Here is a 19,529-nt window from a genome sequence, read left to right on the forward strand (position 1 = left end):
CGTTATTTTTTACGCATCGGCTTTCTTCCGGCCTGGCCAAACATCCAGCCTCATGCTTTCAAGGCCGCTTCAGGCAGCGCCGGCTGCAACAGCGGCCGCTCGACGTATTCCACCGCCAGCCCCCGGCTCCGCATCCAGTCGGCCACGGCATGGCCGGTGCCGGCGCGCCACGGCCGCAATTCAGCTGGTTCCAGCAGACGGTATTCCAGCAGTTCGGGCGACAGCCGGATCGTGCCGGCGGCCTTGACGTGATAGGCGATGATCAGCTCATTCTTGCGGATGAATTCATACACGCCGACCAGGCTGATCTGCTGGGCGTCGAGGTTGGTTTCTTCTTTCAGTTCGCGCGCAACGCCCTGCTCCGGCGTTTCATCGCGTTCCATGAATCCGGTGATCAGGGCAAACATACCCTCCTGCCACGCCGCATTGCGCGCCAGCAGGATCTTGCCGTCGATCTCGACGATCGCGGCCAGCACCGGCAGCGGATTGTCCCAGTGCGTCCAGTGCCCCTCAGGGCAAGCCAGCCGCAGTTTCCCGCCCTCGTCTTCATCGGCGCGCTGGATCAGCGAGGCGGCGCACACAGGACAGAACTTGAATTCGCTCATGATGGTTTTTATTGATTGCAGACAGAATGAAAAAAGCGGGAAGAACCAATCCGCGATACTACTGCGATTTGATGCTTCCCGCTTTGCCGGCCCCGCTTTCAGGAGCGCTGGTTTACGCCCGCTTTATGCGCGCTCGCCGACCCAGGCAGCAACCCCTTGCAGGGCCGCCGCCAGGCCGCTCGGATCGGTGCCGCCGGCCTGCGCCATGTCAGGACGGCCGCCACCCTTGCCGCCGACCTGCTGGGCGACGAAGTTGACCAGCTCGCCGGCCTTGACCTTGGCAGTGGCGTCGGCGGTGACGCCGGCGATCAGGCTGACCTTGCCATCCTTGACCGCCGCCAGCACGATGGCCGCGGTTTTCAGCTTGTCTTTCAGCTTGTCCATGGTTTCGCGCAAGGTGGCGCTGTCGGCGCCTTCCAGCGTCGCCGCCAGCACCTTGATGCCGTTGACATCGACCGCCTGCAGCACCAGCTCGTCGCCCTGGTTCGCCGCCAGCTTCGACTTCAGGCTGCTCAGTTCTTTTTCCAGCGCCTTGACGTGATCCTGCACCTGCGCGATGCGCTGGGTCAGCTCTTCCGGCTGCGCCTTCAACGCAGCGGCAGCTTCATTGACGCGGTTGCTCAGGCTTTGCACCAGCGCCAGGCCGGCTTCGCCGGTGACCGCTTCGATGCGGCGGATGCCGGCGGCAACGCCGCCTTCGCCGACGATCTTGAACAGGCCGATATCGCCGGTGCGGCTGACGTGGGTGCCGCCGCACAATTCGCGCGAAGTGCCGATCGACAGGACGCGCACTTCATCGCCGTATTTCTCGCCGAACAGGGCCATGGCGCCGGCGCCGACGGCATCGTCGAACGACATCAATTTGGCTTCGGTGGCGACGTTGGCGAGGATTTCGCGATTGACGATTTCTTCGATGCGGCGGATTTCGTCGGCGCTGACCGGCGCGTTATGGCTGAAGTCGAAACGGGTCTTGCCGGCGTCGACCAGCGAACCCTTTTGCGCCACATGCGCGCCCAGCACTTCACGCAATGCCTTGTGCATCAGGTGGGTGGCCGAGTGATTGCGGATGGTGCGGCCGCGCACCGCGATATCGACTTTGGCGTTGAGCTTGTCGCCGACCGCCAGCGAACCGCTGCGCAGATTGCCGTGATGACCGAATACTTCGGCCTGGATTTTCAGCGTATCGGTCACTGCGAACAGCGCGCCGGCGGCTTCCAGCACGCCGCAGTCGCCTACCTGGCCGCCTGATTCCGCATAGAACGGCGTGGTGTCCAGTACCACGATGGCGTCCTGGCCGGCCTCGATTTTCTGCACCGCGCTGCCGTCCACATATAGGGCCAGCACCTTGGCTTCATGCGCCAGCTCGTCATAGCCGACGAAACGGGTCTTGTCGCCGCTGTATTCCACAGCCGCTGTCATTTTGAATTTGCCGCCCTCGCGCGCCGCCGTTTTCTGACGTTCCATGGCTGTCGCAAACCCGGCTTCGTCCAGTTCGATTTCGCGCTCGCGGCAGATATCCGCCGTCAAATCCAGCGGGAAACCAAACGTGTCGTACAAGGTAAATGCCGTGGCGCCGCTCAGTTTCTTCGGATTCTTGAGCAGCTCGGCCTCCAGAATCTTCATGCCGTGTTCCAGGGTTTCGCCGAAGCGCTCTTCTTCCTGCTTCAGGATCTGCTCGACACGCTCGGCGGCTGCAGGCAATTCGGGATAGGCTGCGCCCATTTCCAGCACCAGGTCCTTGACCAGCTTGTAGAAGAACGGCTTGGTCTGGCCCAGCTTGTGACCGTGGCGCAGCGCGCGGCGGATGATGCGGCGCAGCACGTAGCCGCGGCCTTCATTGCCGGGAATTACGCCGTCGACCACCAGGAAGGAACAGGCGCGGATGTGATCGGCGATCACTTTCAGCGAATTGTTTTCCAGGTCGGTGACATTGGTTTCACGGACGGCGGCCTTGATCAGGCGCTGGAACAGGTCGATCTCATAGTTGCTGTGCACGTGCTGCAGCACTGCGGCCAGACGCTCCAGGCCCATGCCGGTGTCGACGCATTGCTTAGGCAGCGGCGTCAGGGTGGCGACGCCGGTTTTCGGATCGATCTGGCGATCGAACTGCATGAACACGTTGTTCCAGATTTCGATGTAGCGGTCGCCGTCCTGCTCCGGGCTGCCCGGAGGACCGCCCCAGACATCAGGACCGTGGTCGTAGAAAATCTCGGAGCAAGGGCCGCACGGACCGGTATCGGCCATCTGCCAGAAATTGTCCGAAGCGTAAGGCGCGCCCTTGTTGTCGCCGATGCGCACGATGCGCTCTTTCGGCAGGCCGATGACCTTGTGCCAGATGTCGTAGGCTTCATCGTCGGTTTCATATACCGTGGCCCACAGTTTATCGGCCGGCAAGCCGTACACCTTGGTCAGCAGCTCCCAGGCCCAGACCAGCGAATCGTGCTTGAAGTAGTCGCCGAACGACCAGTTGCCCAGCATTTCGAAAAAAGTGTGGTGGCGCGCGGTATAGCCGACGTTTTCCAGGTCGTTGTGCTTGCCGCCGGCGCGCAGGCAGCGCTGCACCGAGGTGGCGCGCACGTAATTGCGCTTTTCGGTGCCCAGGAACACGTCCTTGAACTGCACCATACCGGAGTTGGTAAACAGCAGTGTCGGATCGTTGCCGGGGACCAGGCTCGACGAGCGCACGATAGTGTGCCCTTTGGATTCAAAGAATTGGAGAAACTTTTCGCGGATTTCGGCTGAGTTCATGTTCTTGGGCAAAAAATGAAACGGAATAAAGGCAATCGACATTCGGCAGCGCGAAGAAACCGGGGTCCGGTCCAGGCGGCGTTGCCAAATAGGTACTTTTGCAAACCTTCGATTATACGTGATACCTGCCGAGCGATTCAGCAGGAAGCGCATGAAAAAAGCCCGGCGGGATCGCTCCCGGCGGGCTTTCAATGATATCAGGTAAGGAATTCAGATAAATCCGGCCTGAATCCGCCCCGGTATCCGCTGCACTGCGCAGCCGTACTGCGCGCTATCAAGCGCCTTTGTTCACTGGTGTCGCGGTGATCTTGTGGCTCTTGTGGTGATGCTTCTTGTGCTTTTTCATGGTCTTGGCTGGAGCGGCATCCGGAGCAGCGGCAGCAGGAGCGGCCATCGGTGCGGCAGGCGCTGGAGCCGGGGCTGGAGCAGCGGTTTGCGCCATGACTGGCAGAGCGAAAGCAGCGACGACTACGGCAGCCAGCAATTTATTGATCTTCATTTGGACATCCTTTTCAGTTAAATAAAAACAAGTGAATTTATTGCACTAAAGATAACACAGGATCAGCCATTCGTCTTGTCACGATGAATACGGCCTGAAACTCGGTTCTGCACTCGATTAACGCGGGCCTGTTCATTTGCGTTGACATGACCGTTGCGGGCAACACGAGCTTCGGTGCGGTCGACATGCGCTTCGCCGCGCTGCAGATTGCCGACCTGGCGCTTGTCCAGGCTGCCGGACTTGATGCCGTTTTCGATCCGCTGCTCCTGATTGGCGTTGCGCTGCACATCGGCCTGCATGCGCTGGCTGGAGACCGAATTCGGATTGCCGACCGCGCCGTTATGCTTGTCTGCATTGATGTTCTGGCTGACCTTGTTCTGCATGCCCTGGATCCGGGCTTTTTCCGCCGGACTCAGGTTGCCGTTCTTGAGGGCATTGGCTTCGGTGCGGTCGATCCGGGCTTCCTGATGCTCCAGCTGGCCGGCTTCGCGCGTGGTCAGCTGGCCCGACTTCAAGCCGCTTTCGATCCGGTTCTGCTGGTTGACGTCGCGCTGGGTTTCGCTGGCGGCGGTCTGGGCGAAGACCGGCGCTGCCAACATGGTGGTGACGAGCGCGGTCAGCAGGAAGGAGATCGATTTTGTGGTTTTCATGGTAGTCCTTTCGGTGTGGCTGGTTGGGCTGATGAGCAGCTTGCTCATGTGACCTTAAACGCCAGCTGCGACCGTACGCCGACCAAGGATTTGTAAGCCGTGTAACGAATCGTAAAACTAAGTATTAGGCGAAATCGGCCGCAATCAGATCGATCCGGTCGGTACAGAAACCGTCCACGCCCCAGCCCAGTATCTCGGTCGCCCGCGCCGGGGTATTCACGGTATAGCAAAACAAGCCGTAGCCGGCCTGCTTGACCGCCTGTGCCTGCATCGGCGACAGGTATTTGTGATTGGTGTGGAGCGCCACGGCATCCAGTTCTTCCAGCCGCTGCCGCCAGTCGTCCTCGATGGCGTCGCTCAGGAAACCGCGCGGGATGTCCGGCGCGGCGACTTGGGCGGCGCGCAGCGCATCAAAGGAAAATGAAGAAAACAAGGGCAAGGCCGGGTCCGGCCAAGTGCCCTGGCCCGCTGCTGTGTGAGCCGCCAGTTCAGCCTCGAAGACTTCCTCGGTCAGCTGCGCGACCACGCGTCCGGTCTCTATTTCAAACCCCTCGGCCGGTTTGATTTCGACATTCATCCAGATCGCGTTCTGGCGGCAGAAGTCCAGCACCTGGCGATAGGTGCAGATGCGCTCGCCGGCAAACTGCGGCCCCAGCCAGCTGCCGGCGTCCATGGCTGTCAGCTGGTCGGCGTTGAAATCGGCGACTTTGCCGACGCCGCGCACGGTGCGGCCGAACACTGGATCGTGCATCAGGATCGGCACGCCGTCGCGCGACAGCATGACGTCGAACTCGACCGCGTGGAAACCGTGCTCCAGGCCGCAGCGCATCGCTGCAATGGTGTTTTCCGGCGCCAGCGTGCCGCCGCCGCGATGCGCGACTATTTTGGGATAAGGCCACATGAATCGTCTCTTTCTATCGAAATTGCAAGAATGACAGGCGTGTTGTGCGGGCAGTTTCTGCTGCCGGCAGGCCGTCGCTAACCTCATTCTTAATGGATTTAGGTATTTTGGCAATCGGCGACTGCCGGCGGCGATTCGCGCCACGCAATTCCGCTTTCGTCGCATTTCGCTTTTTGGCGATAGCGAGCCGGCCCAAAATAGCCTTACTCCCACTCCATCAAGGACTGCCATGAACGACGCCAACCAGAATTTGCAGGACGCCCGCCGCCAGGTCGAACGTAAAATCGGCTTTTATCTGCACCTGGCGGTCTATTTGCTTGTAAACAGCGGCCTGTTGCTGCTGAATTTCTTGCATAATCCCGGTCAGCCTTGGGTGCTGGGACCGATCCTGGGCTGGGGCATCGGCCTGCTGTTCCACGGCCTGGCGGTGTTCCTCAGGGACCCGGGCGCGCAGTGGAAGCAGCGCACGATAGAACGAGAATTACAAAAACATCACCGTACTCCACCACCATGAAGCCAAGCACGACATTACCGCCAAGCGCATTGCCGCCCGCCGCCGAACCGCTGGCGCGGCGCCTGCTGCGCACCCTGTACATCAATCTCGGCATCGACGTCATGTGCGCCGTGATTGTGACTTACGTGATGCGCCTCAGCGACCAGTTCCTGCCTAACCTGGTGTTTTCGCTGTGCATCGGCCTGACGGCGATGGTGCTGATCGAAGCTGGCCGCTCCCTGGTCTGGCGCAACGCTACGCCGCCCAAAGTGCATTTCCTCGCTTACATACTGGTGGCGGCTGGCATCGCCCAGTTTATCGGCATCCGCCTGGCCGACCTGCTGCTCGGACTGCCCACAGATAATTTTTCTTCCATGTATATGAATGTTAGCGGCCTCGGCCTGATTATCCTGACCGTCTCGGTCTGCGTCGGCGCCACCCTGTTCTTCTGGAACCTCAGCACGCTGGCTGAGCTGCGCAACCAGGCCGCCACCGAAAGAGCGCGCGCCGCCGCCGTCGAGAAACAAGCCTTGCAGGCGCAGCTGCAGATGCTGCAGGCGCAGATCGAACCACACATGCTGTTCAATACACTGGCCACCTTGCAAAGCCTGATCGCGCTGGATGCGGCGCGGGCGCAGCAGATGCTGGACCAGCTGATCCAGTTCCTGCGCGCCTCGCTGTCTTCTTCGCGCATCGAGCAAACCACGCTGGCGCAGGAATTCAGCCTGATGGAAGCCTATCTGGAACTGATGTCGCTGCGCATGGGCAGCCGCCTCAGCTTCGAGCTGCAACTGCCGGCTGCCTTGCGCGACACCGTGATTGCGCCGATGCTGCTGCAGCCGCTGGTGGAAAACGCCATCAAGCATGGCCTGGAACCCAAGATCGAAGGCGGCCGCATCGACGTCAGCGCCAGCTGCCAAGGCCAGCTGCTGCTGCTCGATGTCTGCGATACCGGCCTCGGGCTGGCTGCCGAACCGTTACAGACGCCCGCCAGCCAGGGCAGCCACATCGGTCTCAGCAATATCCACGAACGCCTGCAGGCGCTGTACGGTTCGCAGGCCAGCCTGAGCGTCAAGCCCAATCTGCCGCACGGCGTCATCGCCCAACTCCAACTCCCTGTCCTGTCATGACTACACCATCCCATCTGCGCGCCCTGATAGCCGAAGACGAACCGATCCTGGCGGCGGCGCTGCTGCAGGCCTTGCAGCGCCTGTGGCCGGAACTGCAGATCGTCGCCAGCGTCGACAACGGCCAGGCGGTGGTCGAACAAACCCTGAAGCAGCGTCCCGACATCCTGTTCCTGGATATCAAGATGCCCGGCAAAAGCGGTCTGGAAGCGGCCCAGGAACTGGCTGAGGAATGGCCGGAGAACGATGCATTTCCGCTGATCGTGTTTGTCACCGCCTACGACGAATACGCGATCTCCGCCTTCGAACATGCCGCCGCCGATTACGTGCTGAAGCCGATCAGCGATGCCCGCCTGGGCAAGACCATCGCCCGCCTGCAGCAGCGCCTGCAGCAAAACGGCGACGGCAATGCCGCGCTCGACCGCCTGATCGGCCAGTTGCAAAATATGCAACCCCGCACCAGCGCCGAGCCGCTGACCATGATACGGGCCGCGGTCGGCAACCAGATCCGCATGATCCCGATCAACGAGGTGATCTATTTCGAAGCCAGCGACAAATACATCAACGTCGTCACCGCCGACAGCGAATCGCTGATACGCACCAGCCTCAAGGAATTGCTGCCGCAGATCGACAGCCGCCAGTTCTGGCAGGTGCACCGCGGCACCATCGTCAACCACCAGTGCATCCAGATGGCGATACGCGACGAAAGCGGCAAGCTGTCCCTGAAGCTGCGCGGACGCGGCGAAAGCCTGGCGGTCAGCCGGGTATTTGCGCATCTTTTCAAGCAAATGTAGAGGTCGGCGCTTTGCATCGGCCTATGACAGTGGAGATGCTTTTTTTTGACAACAAATTCGTGTCCCCCATCACCCTTTTTGCGATTGCTGAATCGCAGTGCAACAAAATCCCTAGCGGGCTGCCTGCAAAGCGCCACGCTACGGTAAAATGAGCCATCACCTCATTCTGCAAAGCGTATAAATAAATCCTCCATGAGCACAGATCACACCAACGGCCACACCCCACCTGCCCCTGCCTCGTCCAATTTCCTGCGCGGCATCATCGAAACCGATTTGACGGCTGGCGCCTATGCCGGCCGCCAGGACAGCCAGGGTCAGCCATTGCCGCAAGTGGTCACGCGCTTTCCGCCGGAGCCTAACGGCTACCTGCATATCGGTCACGCCAAGTCGATCTGCGTCAACTTCGGCCTGGCGCGCGATTACGCCGGCCGTTGCCATTTGCGCTTCGACGACACCAATCCGGAAAAAGAAGAACAGGAATACGTCGACACCATCATCGACAGCGTGCGCTGGCTCGGCTTCGACTGGAAAGACAGCACAGGCGAGCATCTTTACTTCGCCAGCAACTACTTCGACAAGCTGTATGCAATGGCGGAATACCTGATCACCGCCGGCCTGGCCTATGTCGACAGCCAGAGCGCCGACGAAATGGCTGCCAACCGCGGCAATTTCGGCGAGGCGGGCAAGGATTCGCCGTTCCGCAACCGTCCCGCGGCCGAGTCGCTGGATTTGTTCCGCCGCATGAAAGCGGGCGAATTCAAGGACGGCGAGCACATCGTGCGCGCCAAGATCGACATGGCCTCGCCCAACATGAACCTGCGCGACCCGGCCATCTACCGGATCCGCCACGCCCATCATCACCGCACCGGCGACAAGTGGTGCATCTACCCGATGTACGACTACACGCATCCGATTTCCGATGCGCTGGAAAACATTTCGCACTCGGTCTGCACCCTGGAATTCCAGGATCACCGGCCGTTCTACGACTGGATCCTGGAACACCTGAGCAGCGCCGGTTTCCTGCAAAAGCCGGTGCCGCACCAGTACGAATTCTCGCGCCTCAACGTCACCTATGTGATCACCAGCAAGCGCAAGCTGCGCCAGCTGGTGGACGAAGGCATCGTCGACGGCTGGGACGATCCGCGCATGCCCACCCTGGTCGGCATCCGCCGCCGCGGCTTCACGCCTGAATCGGTGCAACTGTTTTGCGACCGCACCGGCGTCACCAAGTCGGACGGCTGGATCGACATGAGTTCGCTGGAAGGCGCGCTGCGCGAAGACCTCGACCCGAAGGCGCCGCGCGCCTCGGCGGTGCTGCGGCCGCTGAAACTGATCATCGACAATTTCCCGGAAGGCGAGACCGTGGCCTGCCATGCGCCGGTCTATCCGCCGGCGCATCCGGAGCACGCCACCGCACTGCGTCATTTCCCCATCAGCAACACGCTGTGGATCGAGCAGGAAGACTTCATGGAAACGCCGGTCAAAGGCTATTTCCGCCTGTTCCCGCCGACCGCCGACAAGCCGGGCAGCCGGGTGCGCCTGCGCCATGGTTTCGTGGTCGAGTGCACCGGTTTCGATAAGGATGCCGATGGCAAGGTTACTGCCGTGCACTGCACGTATTTTCCTGACAGCAAGAGCGGTACGGAAGGCAGCGCCAACTACAAGGTCAAGGGCAATATCCACTGGATCAGCGTGGCCCATGCGCTGGAAGCGGAAGTGCGGCTGTACGACCGCCTGTTCACCGATCCGCATCCGGATGCCGGCGGCAAGGACTTCAAGGCAGCCTTGAATCCGAACGCCAAGGAAGTCATCACCGCCTATCTCGAACCGGGCCTCAAAGATGCCAAGGCGGAAGAGCGCTATCAGTTCGAACGGCATGGCTATTTCATCGCCGACCGCGTTGACTCGCTGCCTGGCAAGCCGGTGTTCAACCGGACTGTCACCTTGAAGGATAGCTGGAGCAAGTAACAGTCCGCCTCATTTTTCCAGGCGACAACAAAGAAAGACGCTACACCGTAAATTCGGTCTGGCGTCTTTATTCATTTTGCAGCCGGTGTTACATTAACTGGCTATAAGCATCAGCGTTTTGCGCTGATATGACGCCAAATAGGTAGTAAAAGTAAATACAGGGTAAGCAAACGTGGGGCTAGCGGTTATACAGGTAGAGATGCAAGTACGGGGCGTAAACGGCCAGGTAACGCTACTCAGTGACCGGATTCAGATCAAGCGCGCGGGCGCCATGGCCCGCCTGACGCAGGCCCGCAACGGCGACAAGGATATCCTGCTCACTGAGTTGAGCGGGGTCCGCATTCAGTTGCCCAACCTCTTCAGCAACGGCTATATCCGCTTTTTCCTGGTCAACGGCGAAGCAGTCGACGCCAGCCTGATCCGCGCCGCCAGCGATGGCAACACCGTATTATTCAACGGCCGGCAACTGTCCCGTTTCACGCTGCTGAAAACCGCTGTTGAAAAAAAGATCGCGGCTAACCAGCCTGCGCCGATGCTGCTGTTGCCAGCGCCAGAGATAACAGCAGTCGAAGCAAGCGCACCTGAAATAACTGCATCCGAGACAACCACGTCCGAGATCGCTGCTCCTGCATTCATTGCACCTGCAATTGCTGCCCCGATAATCCCTGCAGAACGTCCGCCTGTCGATTTCGATGCGCTGGACCGGGTGGCGGAACAGTACAAGCAGGGATTGATTTCACGTGCCGAATGGGTCGCCGCCAAGCGCAAACTGCTGGGTCTTTAGCCGTTTGAGCCGCGCTCAGCGGACTCGCCACGCAAGCACTATAATCATGCACCTTTCCTCCCGCATCACGCGACCACCAACCAAGGAATACTCATGACCATCTCCATGTACAGCACCTCCATTCCCGTCTTCAAGCAAATGCTGAACGCCCTCAGCGACGTCCTGGCAAAAGCCGAGGCGCACGTCGCCGAAAAGAAGATCGATCCGAACGCGCTGCTGCAGGCACGCCTGTTCCCGGACATGTTCCCGCTGGTGCGCCAGGTGCAGATCGCCGCCGACTTCGCCAAGAGCGTGCCGGCACGCCTGGCCGGCGCCGAAGTTCCTTCCTATGAAGATAGCGAACAAAGCTTTGCCGACCTGCATGCCCGCATCAAGAAGACGCTGGCATTCATCGACAGCTTGCCGGCGGAAAAAATCGATGGCAGCGAAGCGCTGGAAATCGTCTTGCGTCCTGGCACGCCGAAAGAGAAAAAACTGAACGGCCAGACTTACCTGCTGGGCTACGGCCTGCCGCAATTCTTTTTCCACGTCACCACTGCCTACGACATCCTGCGCCACAACGGTGTGGAAATCGGCAAGCGCGACTTCATGGGCGCTTACTAAGCCCGACAGGATTTTCTGTTGATTTGAAAAGCGGCCTCGAGCCGCTTTTTTCATGGCTGTCTGCCGTCACGGCATGTCACCATTCATGACAGCAGGCGCAGCTCTTCCTCCAGCATCGCGCTCATGTCCAGCCGCAAGCGGTCGATCGGCGCCGCCACGCGGCCGGGAGTCCTGGCATGCACCAGCCAGGTGTTCACGCCGCCCTTGAACTCAGGCACGTCCAGCACCTTGAGCTGATCGCGGAAGGCGCTGCGCGCCCACGCCCCAGGCATGATCATGCCGATGCCGATGCCGCGCGCCACCAGCGACAGCTGCAACTCCGTGCCGAAGGTTTCGACCGCCACGTCGACCGGCAAACGCGCCGCATCCAACGCGTGCCGGATGGAACGGCGTATGCCGCAGCCATCCTGGTTCAGCACCCAGGCATGGCTTGCCAGTTGCGCCAAAGATACACTGCCATTGCTGCACAACGACGATGCCTGGCTGGCGACGATCAAGGGCATTTGATGCCCGAGCAGATGGGCCGTGAGGGTATTGGGCGGCATGACATCATCCGGCAAGACCGCCGCCGCCGCATCGATCGCATTGCTTTCCAGCAGAGTCAGCAAAGCTGGCGACCAGCCGGTGGTAATGCGCAAAGTCAGCTTGGTGAACTCGCTGCGCAGGCAATCAATCGGATGGGTCAGCGCCAGTTCCGCCAGGAATGGCGCCACCCCCAGGCGGAATTCGCCGCTCGCCTGCGAACCCGGTTCCACCCCGGCCAGCAGATCGGCCACCGAACCCAGCACGCGGCGGCCGCGCTCATAGACTTCCCTGCCAGCCGCGGTAGGCTTGAGCGGCTTCGACTGCCGCTCCAGCAGCGCCACCCCCAGCCTGTCCTCCAGGCTTTGGACGCGCCGGCTGATGCCAGGCTGGGTCAGATGCAGGCGGGTGGCGGCGGCAATGATCGAACCGGTCTCGACCACGGCGACAAAGGCTTCGATGTCATGGGTGTTCATAACAAACTCGCATAATAGTTATGATAATAATTCACTTGTAGCATAAAGATCGCGGATGCACAATCACTGCGTTGAAAAACGCTTGCCAGGGAACGGACTCCGCTGCTCCCGCTGCCAGCCTTGCCATGTGAAAAATGCCATGAATGCACCCCTGCCTCCCAACGCCGCCTATCCGGCCACACACCCCATCGCCCTGCCCGCCGCCAGCGGCGGCATCACCTCCGCGCTGCAGATGCTGTTTGCCACCGCGGTCGGCGTCACCGTGATCAACCTGTTCGCCACCCAGACCCTGATCGCCACTATCGCAGCAGCGCTGGGCCTGGATCCCCGCCTGAGCGGCATGGTCGCCATGCTGCCGCAGCTGGGCTACGCTGCCGGCCTGATCCTGCTGGTGCCATTGGCCGACCTGCTGGAAAACCGCCGCCTGATCGTGCGCCTGCTGGCCTGCTGCGCACTGGCCCTGGCGACGGCTACGGTGTCGACTTCCGGCTGGCTGTTCCTGCTGGCGATCTTTCTGGCCGGCAGCGCTTCCAGCGCGATCCAGATCATGGTGCCGCTGGCCGCCCTGCTGGCGCCCGAAGCGCAGCGCGGCCGCGTGGTCGGCAATGTGATGAGCGGCCTGATGCTGGGAATCCTGCTGTCGCGGCCGCTGGCCAGCCTGCTGGTGGATCTCGGCGGCTGGCGCTTGCTATACCTGGTGCTGACGATGTCGGTGGCGTTGGTGGCGGCCACCCTGAGCCGCACGCTGCCGAGGCGGCAACCGCTCGCCGGCCTGTCTTACCTGGCCTTGATCACATCCCTGTGGCATCTGCTGCTGAGCCAGCCGGTGCTGCGCCGGCGCGCCCTGACCGCGGCATTGGGGATGGCCACCTTCAGCCTGTTCTGGACCGCCGTCGCGCTGCTGCTGACGCAAGCGCCCTTCCATCTGGACCAGCGCCATATCGCCTTGTTTGCGCTGGCCGGGGCCGCCGGCGCCATCGCCGCGCCGCTCGCCGGCCGCATCGGCGACCGCGGCTGGAGCCGCCCTGCCAGTCATGCGGCGCACCTGACGATGATTGCAGCCTTGCTGCTGGCCGGCATCGCCGGCGCCGGCTGGGGCGGCTTTACAGCGGCCGCGCACCCCTTGCTGGCGATCGCCATGCTGGTGCTGGCAGCAATCGGCCTGGATGCCGGCGTCACCACCGACCAGACGCTGGGCCGGCGCGCCATCAACCTGCTGCAGCCGGAAGCGCGCGGCAGATTGAACGGCTTATTTGTCGGGATTTTTTTCGTCGGCGGTGCGCTCGGCGCGGCCAGCGCGGCGCTGGCCTGGGTAAATGGCGGCTGGACTGCGGTTTGCCTGCTGGGGATTGCTTATGCAGTGGCTACGCTGGTGATCGGCGTGCTGCAAAAACATTGAGCCGTGGATATCCAGCGTGGCAAGTTACCGAGAGTTTCATCATCCATGACATCGTCACAGAAAATGGACAGAGGCATGTGCTCCGTGGCCCGCTAAGTGGGGGCAGAGTGGAGTTTCTGCAAAAAGCGCGCAGAAAGTCCACTCTGCCCCCAGTTAGCTGCGTGTATTAAGCGCGACGAAAAGCAGATTGCAGTTTTATGGCCTTACTCCGGCCAGACATTGCGCCGGAAAAAAATAACCAAGCGTTCCGCTTATTTCCTGGCGGGATTGCTGCCAGCGACGTAATACGGCACGTCAACCCGAGGCAGCGGATCACGGCCACGGATCTGATCGGCGATTTTTTCGGCGATCATGATGGTCGGCGCATTCAGGTTGCCGGTGGTGATCAGCGGCATGATGGAGGCATCCACCACGCGCAAGCCATCCAGGCCGTGCACCCGTCCCTGGTTATCCACCACCGCCATCTCGTCGTAGCCCATAGCGTTGGAACAGGATGGGTGGAAGGCGGTTTCCGCATGCTGGCGGACGAAGGCATCCAGCTCGGCATCGCTCTGCACTTGCACGCCCGGGGAAATTTCACGGCCGGCGTAGGCGGACAAGGCTTGCTGGGCGATGATCTCGCGCGTGATGCGGATGCCGTTGCGGAATTCCTGCCAGTCCTGCTCGGTCGACATGTAGTTGAACAGGATGCTCGGATGCTGGCGTGGATCTTTCGAGCGCAGATGGATGCGGCCGCGGCTGGGCGAACGCATCGATCCCATGTGCGCCTGGAAGCTGTGCACCTTGATCGGATTGCTGCCGTTGTAATTGATCGCCACCGGCAGGAAGTGATACTGGATGTTCGGCCACTCGAAACTGTCGTCGCTGCGGATGAAGCCGCCGGCTTCGAACTGGTTGCTGGCGCCGACGCCGCTTCCCATCAGCAGCCATTCAGCGCCGATCTGCGGCTGGTTCCAGGGCTTGAGCGCTGGCGCCAGCGATACCGGCTGCTTGCATTCGTATTGCTGGTAGATTTCCAGATGGTCTTGCAGGTTGGCGCCGACGCCAGGCAAATCCAGCAGCACCGGAATGTCATGCTGGCGCAACAGCGCCGCCGGGCCGACGCCGGAACGCTGCAGGATCTGCGGCGAGGCGATCGCGCCCGAACACAGCAGTACTTCGCGCCGGGCCTGCGCCGTTTGCGGCTGTTCCTTGTGCAGCCAGGCGACGCCGACGGCGCGCTTGCCGGCGAACAGGATACGGTCGGTCAAGGCGTGGGTGACGATGGTCAGGTTGGGCCGCGCGCGCGCCTGGTCCAGGTAGCCGCGCGCAGTGCTGGCGCGCCGTCCATGCGGCGTGGTGGTGCGGTCCATCGGACCGAAGCCTTCCTGCTGGTAGCCGTTGAGGTCGTCGGTGCGCGGATAGCCCGCCTGCACGCCGGCTTCCACCATCGCGTGATAGAGCACATTGTTGCCGCTCTTCGGCGTGGTGACGCTGACCGGACCGTCGCCGCCGTGATAATCGTTGCCGCCGATATCGCGTGTTTCGGCCTTCTTGAAGTATGGCAGGCAATCCAGGTAAGACCAGTTTTCCAGGCCTTCGCGCCTGGCCCAATGATCGTAGTCGAGCGCATTGCCGCGGATATAGCACATGCCGTTGATCAGCGACGACCCGCCCAGGCCCTTGCCGCGGCCGCACTCCATGCGGCGGCCGTTCATGTGCGGTTCCGGATCGGTTTCATAGGCCCAGTTATAGCGCCGCCCTTGCAGCGGAAACGCCAGCGCCGCCGGCATCTGGGTGCGGAAATCGAAGCGGTAATCGGGACCGCCGGCTTCCAGCAGCAGCACGGTGGTGCCGGCGTCTTCCGTCAGGCGGGTCGCCAGTACATTGCCGGCCGAACCGGCGCCGATGATGATGTAGTCGTATTCTTTTGCTTGTTGCATGATGCTCCTTGCTTGCCGCTGCCGCTCGCGCGGCAGCGTGATGAAATCCGACGGCTTTTAGAACACCGAGGTATAGGCGCCCAGCTCCACCTGAATCGATTTGATGCGGGTGTAATGCTCCAGCGTGGTCAGGCCGTTTTCGCGGCCGACGCCGGATTGCTTGTAGCCGCCCACCGGCATTTCCGCCGCCGATTCGCCCCAGGTATTGATCCAGCAGATGCCGGCTTCCAGCTGATGAATGACGCGGTGGGCGCGGCTCAGGTTTTCAGTCATCAGCCCCGCCGCCAGGCCGTATTCGGTGTCGTTGGCGCGGCGGATCACTTCATCTTCTTCCTCGAAGCCGAGGATGCACATGACCGGGCCGAAGATTTCTTCGCGCACGATCTTCATGTCGTCGCGGCAGTCGGTGAAGACGGTCGGCTGCACGAACGCGCCCTGGGCGAAGGCGCCGTTGACTTCGCGCTTGCCGCCGATCAGCAGGCGCGCGCCTTGGGCGATGCCGGATTCGATGTAGGACAGCACGCTGTCCATGTGCGGGAAGCTGACCAGCGGACCGAAGTTGGTGCCGGCGTCGAGCGGCATGCCGAGACGGATGCGCGCCACCCGCTCCAGCACCTTGGCTTCAAACGCCTGCTTGACCGAACTGTGCACGAAGACCCGCGTGCCGTTGGTGCAGACCTGGCCGGAGCTGTAGAAATTGGCCATGACGGCGACGTCGGCGGCGCGCTCCAGGTCGGCATCGGCAAACACGATCAGCGGCGACTTGCCGCCCAGTTCCATCGTCACTTCCTTCAAGGTCGAGCTGGAAGCGCTGGCCATCACCTTCTTGCCGGTAGCGGTGCCGCCGGTGAAAGAGATTTTTTCGATGCCGGCATGCTCGGTCAGCCAGGTGCCGACTTCGCGGCCGCTGCCGGTCAGGACATTGAAGACGCCGTCAGGCAAGCCTGCTTCAGTGTAGATTTCGGCCAGCTTGAGCGTGCTCAGCGGCGTCACTTCGCTTGGCTTGAAAATCATGGCATTGCCTGCCGCCAGCGCCGGCGCCGATTTCCACAGGGCGATCTGGATCGGATAATTCCAGGCGCCTATGCCGGCCACCACGCCCAGCGGTTCACGGCGGGTATAGACAAACGAGCTTTCGCGCAGCGGGATTTGCGTGCCTTCGATAGACGGCACCAGGCCGGCGTAGTATTCGAGCACATCGGCGCCGGTGACGATATCGACCGCACGGGTTTCCGACAGCGCCTTGCCAGTGTCCAGGGTTTCCAGCGCAGCCAGTTCGTCATTGCGCTCACGCAGGATGGCGACCGCACGGCGCAGTACGCGCGAACGCTGCATCGCGGTTTGCGCAGCCCAGACGCGCTGGCCCTGCCTGGCGCTGGCGACAGCGCGGTCGACGTCTTCCTTGGTGGCGCGCTGGACTTCAGCCAGCACTTCGCCGTTGGCGGGATTGATAGTCTGGAAGGTATCGCTGCCGCTGGCGTCGACACGGCGGCCGCCAATGTAAAGTTGTTGTTGCTTGAAAACAGGCATGCAGATTCTCCTCAATGGGTTGCTGTCAGATAGGTCAAAGATCAGGCCGCTGCCGTGGCTGCGCCGCTCTTCTTTGCCAGTTGGTAATCCAGATATTCGTACGCCATCTGCCGGGCCGCATCGGCATCGAAAGCCGTGCCGGACAAGGAACCGCGCAGCCATAGTCCGTCGATCATGGCGGCCAGCCCGCGCGCAGCCTGGCGTGCCTGCAGCAGCGGCAGTTCGCGCTGAAATTGGCAGCACAGGTTGGAGCGCAGGCGCTGGTCGTTGACATGCTGCAGCCGGCGCAGGGATTCCTGGTGCATGCTGGAAGACCAGAACGCCAGCCAGGTTTTCATCACCGGCCCGCTCACCTGGCTGTCGTTGAAATTGGCGTCGACGATGGCGCGCAGATGGGCGGCGGCGCTGTCGGTGCTGAGTTCGTTGCGGCGGCGCCGGGTATCCGCGCTCAGGTCGTGCAGGATCTGGCGCATGGTGGCTTCCAGCAAACCGCTTTTGTCGCCGAAATAGTGGCTGATGATGCCGGTCGACAGGCCCGCCTGTCTGGCGATCAGGGCAATCGTGGCGTCCGCCAGGCCGACCCGGTCGATCACTTCCAGCGTCGCCTGGATCAGCTGCTTGCGGCGCAGCGGCTGCATCTCGTTTCTTTTCCTCAACTCACTCTCCCATTGCGTTCGCGGAAAGCGGGCCGTATTCCGCTGCGTGAAATCAGTATAATTTAAATTGATTGGACGTTCAATCAATTTAAGTTTAGGCTCTCGTTACAATGTCAGTCACAACACAACATTTTCTTTTGGAAACAATATCCATACCCGGCAACAGAATCGGAATGAGGTTTATTCAAATGCAACGACAAGCAAATACGAGACACCAACCAGCCATGCCAGCAAGCCGCGGGCAAACCCAATGAGCGCGGCGACTACCATTGCCGGCAGCTTGCCGGCCAAGATCGGGCTCAACCGCCCGGTATTTTTTTCATCGGCGCTGCTGATCATCGCTTTCACCATCGTCATCATCGCTTTCCCTCAGGCCTCGACCACCTGGCTGTCGCAAGCCCAGGTAATGCTGGCCAACAGTTTCGGCTGGTACTACATGCTGGTCGTCGCCGCCTATCTCGGCTTCATCGTCTGGCTGGCGGCCTCGCCTTACGGCAAGATAAAACTGGGCACGGACGATGAGCAGCCGGCCTTCAGTTACGGCGCCTGGGCCGGCATGCTGTTCTCTTCCGGGATCGGGATTTCGCTGCTCTATTTCGGCGCTTCGGAACCTATTACGCATTACCTGTATCCGCCGCAGGGGACAGCCGCGACACCGGCAGCCGCCAGCCAGGCGATGACCCTGACCTTCCTCCACTGGGGCCTGCACGGCTGGGCCATCTACGCTCTGATCGCGGTGGCGCTGGGATATTTTGCGTATCGCCACAAGCAGCCGCTAGCTTTGCGCACCGCCTTGTATCCCTTGCTGGGCGAACGCGTGCACGGCGTCGCCGGTCATGCGGTGGATTGCTTCGGCATCGTGGTGACGGTGCTGGGCCTGGTCAGCAACCTCGGCATCGGCTCGCTGCAGATCAGCGCCGGCCTGGAGCATCTGTTCGGCTTGCAAAACAGCCATGGCACGCTGCTGGCGGTCATCATCGTGATGACGATCGTCGCCACGCTGGCGGCCGTCTCAGGGATCGAGACAGGAATACGTCGCCTGTCGAATCTGAACGTGGTGCTGTTTGCCAGCCTGCTGATCTTCGCCTTGTCGATGGGACCGACCCTGCACCTGCTGAACGCCCTGATCCAGAACCTGGGCGACTACGTCAGCAATTTCGTCGGCAAGACATTCGACCTGTACGCCTACGACCGCCCCAGCGACTGGCTCGGCAAATGGACCCTGTTCTACTGGGCCTGGTGGATTTCCTGGGCGCCGTTCGTCGGCCTGTTCGTCGCCCGCATCTCGCGCGGCCGCACCATCCGCGAAGTGGTGACCGGCGTGCTGCTGCTGCCGCTGGCCTTTACCCTGGTATGGCTGTCGGTGTTCGGCAACAGCGCGCTTGACCTGCTGATCAACCACGGCGCCGCCGAGCTGAGCCAGACCGCGCTGCAGCAGCCGGCCATGACCATGTACAAACTGCTGGCCCATTATCCGTTTGGCACGGCGATGTCGGGCGTGGCGATCTTCGTCGGCTTCGTGCTGTTCCTGACGCCGGCCGATTCCGGCGCCGTGATGCTGGCCAACCTGTCGATCCGCGACAGCAGCAACGGCGGCGAAGGCGATGCGCCGCACTGGCTGCGCATTTTCTGGTCGGCGCTGATCATGGCGGTGACGGTGGGCTTGATGTTCGCGGATAACATCAGTTCCATCCAGACCACCATCGTGCTGGCGTCCCTGCCGTTTTCAGTGGTGCTCGCGCTGTATATGGTGTGCCTGATGAAGAGCCTGCGGATGGAATTCAAACCCGCGGCGGCCCCCAAAACCATGGTAAAGACAGTCAGCCAAACATAGCCAAAACCAGCTGTAAAA

General features: G+C 61.5%; 17 protein-coding genes. 8 read left to right on the forward strand and 9 right to left on the reverse strand.

Going from position 1 to position 19,529, the window contains the following annotated elements:
- Positions 1-50: 50 nt before the first annotated feature.
- The 5 genes from AC07V8_RS07260 to ugpQ form a co-directional block, all read right to left on the reverse strand.
- A complete protein-coding gene (locus AC07V8_RS07260) occupies positions 51-605 on the reverse strand; it encodes an NUDIX domain-containing protein (protein ID WP_494679029.1) in 555 nt (184 codons plus the stop codon).
- A 123-nt stretch (positions 606-728) separates the two neighbouring features.
- Positions 729-3,353 (reverse strand): alanine--tRNA ligase, encoded by a 2,625-nt coding sequence (gene alaS, locus AC07V8_RS07265; RefSeq protein ID WP_494679028.1) that lies wholly within the window; start codon positions 3,351-3,353, stop codon positions 729-731.
- 274 nt (positions 3,354-3,627) lie between these two features.
- Positions 3,628-3,852 (reverse strand): hypothetical protein, encoded by a 225-nt coding sequence (locus tag AC07V8_RS07270; protein WP_494679027.1) that lies wholly within the window; start codon positions 3,850-3,852, stop codon positions 3,628-3,630.
- A 62-nt stretch (positions 3,853-3,914) separates the two neighbouring features.
- Positions 3,915-4,502, reverse strand: a complete 588-nt coding sequence (locus tag AC07V8_RS07275) for a hypothetical protein (protein ID WP_494679026.1) — start codon at positions 4,500-4,502, stop codon at positions 3,915-3,917.
- Between the two features lie 124 nt (positions 4,503-4,626).
- Complete coding sequence (gene ugpQ, locus AC07V8_RS07280) at positions 4,627-5,403, reverse strand: glycerophosphodiester phosphodiesterase (RefSeq protein ID WP_494679025.1); 777 nt, start codon at positions 5,401-5,403, stop codon at positions 4,627-4,629.
- A 229-nt stretch (positions 5,404-5,632) separates the two neighbouring features.
- Here ugpQ and AC07V8_RS07285 point away from each other — a divergent pair, with 229 nt between their 5' ends.
- The 6 genes from AC07V8_RS07285 (at position 5,633) to AC07V8_RS07310 (ending at position 11,172) form a co-directional block, all read left to right on the forward strand.
- A complete protein-coding gene (locus AC07V8_RS07285) occupies positions 5,633-5,917 on the forward strand; it encodes a 2TM domain-containing protein (RefSeq protein ID WP_494679024.1) in 285 nt (94 codons plus the stop codon).
- Positions 5,914-7,026 carry a sensor histidine kinase gene (locus AC07V8_RS07290; RefSeq protein WP_494679023.1) on the forward strand — a complete coding sequence of 371 codons (1,113 nt, stop codon included), beginning with the start codon at positions 5,914-5,916 and terminating at the stop codon, positions 7,024-7,026. Before AC07V8_RS07285 ends, AC07V8_RS07290 begins: the two co-directional genes overlap by 4 nt.
- Positions 7,023-7,817, forward strand: a complete 795-nt coding sequence (locus AC07V8_RS07295) for a LytR/AlgR family response regulator transcription factor (RefSeq protein WP_494679022.1) — start codon at positions 7,023-7,025, stop codon at positions 7,815-7,817. Before AC07V8_RS07290 ends, AC07V8_RS07295 begins: the two co-directional genes overlap by 4 nt.
- Positions 7,818-8,009: 192 nt before the next feature.
- Positions 8,010-9,785, forward strand: coding sequence for a glutamine--tRNA ligase/YqeY domain fusion protein (locus AC07V8_RS07300; RefSeq protein ID WP_494679021.1), 1,776 nt, complete (start codon positions 8,010-8,012; stop codon positions 9,783-9,785).
- Positions 9,786-9,984: 199 nt separating this feature from the next.
- Entirely contained in the window at positions 9,985-10,569 is a 585-nt protein-coding gene (locus AC07V8_RS07305; RefSeq protein WP_494679020.1) for a DUF4429 domain-containing protein, read from the forward strand.
- Between the two features lie 93 nt (positions 10,570-10,662).
- Complete coding sequence (locus tag AC07V8_RS07310; RefSeq protein WP_494679019.1) at positions 10,663-11,172, forward strand: DUF1993 domain-containing protein; 510 nt, start codon at positions 10,663-10,665, stop codon at positions 11,170-11,172.
- An 83-nt stretch (positions 11,173-11,255) separates the two neighbouring features.
- Here the strand turns inward: AC07V8_RS07310 and AC07V8_RS07315 are convergent, their stop codons facing one another.
- Complete coding sequence (locus AC07V8_RS07315; protein WP_494679018.1) at positions 11,256-12,170, reverse strand: LysR family transcriptional regulator; 915 nt, start codon at positions 12,168-12,170, stop codon at positions 11,256-11,258.
- A gap of 139 nt (positions 12,171-12,309) precedes the next feature.
- On the opposite strand from AC07V8_RS07315, the gene AC07V8_RS07320 reads away from it, so the two are divergent.
- Entirely contained in the window at positions 12,310-13,569 is a 1,260-nt protein-coding gene (locus tag AC07V8_RS07320) for an MFS transporter (RefSeq protein ID WP_494679017.1), read from the forward strand.
- Between the two features lie 251 nt (positions 13,570-13,820).
- Here the strand turns inward: AC07V8_RS07320 and betA are convergent, their stop codons facing one another.
- From betA to betI, 3 genes are read right to left on the reverse strand one after another with little or no spacing between them, the layout of a single operon-like run.
- Positions 13,821-15,491 carry a choline dehydrogenase gene (betA, locus tag AC07V8_RS07325; protein WP_494679016.1) on the reverse strand — a complete coding sequence of 557 codons (1,671 nt, stop codon included), beginning with the start codon at positions 15,489-15,491 and terminating at the stop codon, positions 13,821-13,823.
- A 57-nt stretch (positions 15,492-15,548) separates the two neighbouring features.
- Entirely contained in the window at positions 15,549-17,021 is a 1,473-nt protein-coding gene (gene betB, locus AC07V8_RS07330; RefSeq protein ID WP_494679015.1) for a betaine-aldehyde dehydrogenase, read from the reverse strand.
- A gap of 41 nt (positions 17,022-17,062) precedes the next feature.
- A complete protein-coding gene (betI, locus tag AC07V8_RS07335; RefSeq protein WP_494679090.1) occupies positions 17,063-17,659 on the reverse strand; it encodes a transcriptional regulator BetI in 597 nt (198 codons plus the stop codon).
- A 268-nt stretch (positions 17,660-17,927) separates the two neighbouring features.
- Here betI and AC07V8_RS07340 point away from each other — a divergent pair, with 268 nt between their 5' ends.
- Positions 17,928-19,511, forward strand: a complete 1,584-nt coding sequence (locus AC07V8_RS07340) for a BCCT family transporter (protein WP_494679014.1) — start codon at positions 17,928-17,930, stop codon at positions 19,509-19,511.
- Positions 19,512-19,529 lie beyond the last annotated feature (18 nt).

The organism is Collimonas sp. GW821-FHT02H07, from assembly GCF_059421505.1.

Coding starts and splice junctions, on each gene's coding strand:
- AC07V8_RS07270 (WP_494679027.1), bottom strand. CDS start 3,852: ATGAAGATCAATAAATTGCTGGCTGCCGTAGTCGTCGCTGCTTTCGCT.
- AC07V8_RS07315 (WP_494679018.1), bottom strand. CDS start 12,170: ATGAACACCCATGACATCGAAGCCTTTGTCGCCGTGGTCGAGACCGGT.
- betA (WP_494679016.1), bottom strand. CDS start 15,491: ATGCAACAAGCAAAAGAATACGACTACATCATCATCGGCGCCGGTTCG.
- AC07V8_RS07285 (WP_494679024.1), top strand. CDS start 5,633: ATGAACGACGCCAACCAGAATTTGCAGGACGCCCGCCGCCAGGTCGAA.
- betI (WP_494679090.1), bottom strand. CDS start 17,659: ATGCAGCCGCTGCGCCGCAAGCAGCTGATCCAGGCGACGCTGGAAGTG.
- AC07V8_RS07295 (WP_494679022.1), top strand. CDS start 7,023: ATGACTACACCATCCCATCTGCGCGCCCTGATAGCCGAAGACGAACCG.
- AC07V8_RS07310 (WP_494679019.1), top strand. CDS start 10,663: ATGACCATCTCCATGTACAGCACCTCCATTCCCGTCTTCAAGCAAATG.
- alaS (WP_494679028.1), bottom strand. CDS start 3,353: ATGAACTCAGCCGAAATCCGCGAAAAGTTTCTCCAATTCTTTGAATCC.
- betB (WP_494679015.1), bottom strand. CDS start 17,021: ATGCCTGTTTTCAAGCAACAACAACTTTACATTGGCGGCCGCCGTGTC.
- AC07V8_RS07305 (WP_494679020.1), top strand. CDS start 9,985: ATGCAAGTACGGGGCGTAAACGGCCAGGTAACGCTACTCAGTGACCGG.
- AC07V8_RS07340 (WP_494679014.1), top strand. CDS start 17,928: ATGAGCGCGGCGACTACCATTGCCGGCAGCTTGCCGGCCAAGATCGGG.
- AC07V8_RS07275 (WP_494679026.1), bottom strand. CDS start 4,502: ATGAAAACCACAAAATCGATCTCCTTCCTGCTGACCGCGCTCGTCACC.
- AC07V8_RS07300 (WP_494679021.1), top strand. CDS start 8,010: ATGAGCACAGATCACACCAACGGCCACACCCCACCTGCCCCTGCCTCG.
- AC07V8_RS07260 (WP_494679029.1), bottom strand. CDS start 605: ATGAGCGAATTCAAGTTCTGTCCTGTGTGCGCCGCCTCGCTGATCCAG.
- AC07V8_RS07290 (WP_494679023.1), top strand. CDS start 5,914: ATGAAGCCAAGCACGACATTACCGCCAAGCGCATTGCCGCCCGCCGCC.
- ugpQ (WP_494679025.1), bottom strand. CDS start 5,403: ATGTGGCCTTATCCCAAAATAGTCGCGCATCGCGGCGGCGGCACGCTG.
- AC07V8_RS07320 (WP_494679017.1), top strand. CDS start 12,310: ATGAATGCACCCCTGCCTCCCAACGCCGCCTATCCGGCCACACACCCC.